At 59.5% G+C, this 967-nt stretch carries 1 protein-coding gene; it reads right to left on the bottom strand.

All coding sequences use genetic code 11. The features are described 5' to 3' along the window. A partial coding sequence (locus ABC977_RS18160; RefSeq protein ID WP_369668680.1) for an IS630 family transposase occupies positions 1-967 on the bottom strand: 967 nt, incomplete at both ends.

The following is a 967-nucleotide window of genomic DNA, read 5'->3' on the forward strand; positions in this document are numbered from 1 at the left end:
CCGGCATTTTGAAGAAGCTTTTGACCAGAGAGGTCTGCTGCTGGATGGAACGCAGAATGGAAACCAGATGGCGCTTCATATCCAACTTGGTGAAGATTGAACGCTTGCCCAAACGCGCCTTGGCATGATTCCAAACCTGCTCATCGGGATTGAGTTCGGGCGAGTAGGCTGGCAGAAACGCCAGGAGAATGTCGTCTTCCTGCTGCGCGACGAAGCGCTGAGTCTCTCGGCTGTGGTGATAGCGCGCGTTGTCGGTGATGACCAGAATCGGTTTGCCAGCGTCCTTGCGCAGCTTCTTCAGAAAGGCGATGAATCGCTTCGAGTCCATCCGCTCCTCGATGAAGCTGAAGCGCATGTCGCCGCGCGGAGAAACGGCGCTGATGACAGACAAACTGAAGCGCCCGCCGCTGTCCTCGACCACCGGTGTCTCTCCGATCGGGCCCCATGTGGTGCCGCGATGGGCATCGCTGCGCACGGCGGCCTCATCGACGAAATAGATTTCGGCCCCGATCTGGCGCGCATGAGCCACCGCTTCGGGGAAAGTCTCGGTCAAATACTGGTCGACTTTGCGTGGATCCTGCTTGTAGGACTTGTAGATTGGGCGCTGCGGGCTCAGCCCCAGATGGCCCAGCAAGCGGCTGATCGAGCTCTTGCTCAAACGAATCCCCAGTTCCCGCTCGATCAGTGCCCGCAAGGTATTGAGCGTCCAAAGGCAGAACTCGAACTGAAACTGCTGGGGGTTGCCCAACGTCACCGCGTTGTAGATCCATGTCATGTCGGCGGCAGAGATCTTGCGCGGGCGCCCGCTGCGCGGGCCTTCCTTCAGTGCGTCCCAGCCACCGGCGCGATACAGCGAGAGCCAATCGAAAACCGTGCGCTGGGGGATCTGGTAGATGCGCGCGACCAAATGCACCGGTTCCTGACGGATGACAATCGCCTCAACAACCTCTCTGCGCTTCTGATCGCG

The sequence above is a fragment of the Thioalkalicoccus limnaeus genome, assembly GCF_041197575.1.
Classification (GTDB): Bacteria; Pseudomonadota; Gammaproteobacteria; order Chromatiales; family Chromatiaceae; genus Thioalkalicoccus; species Thioalkalicoccus limnaeus.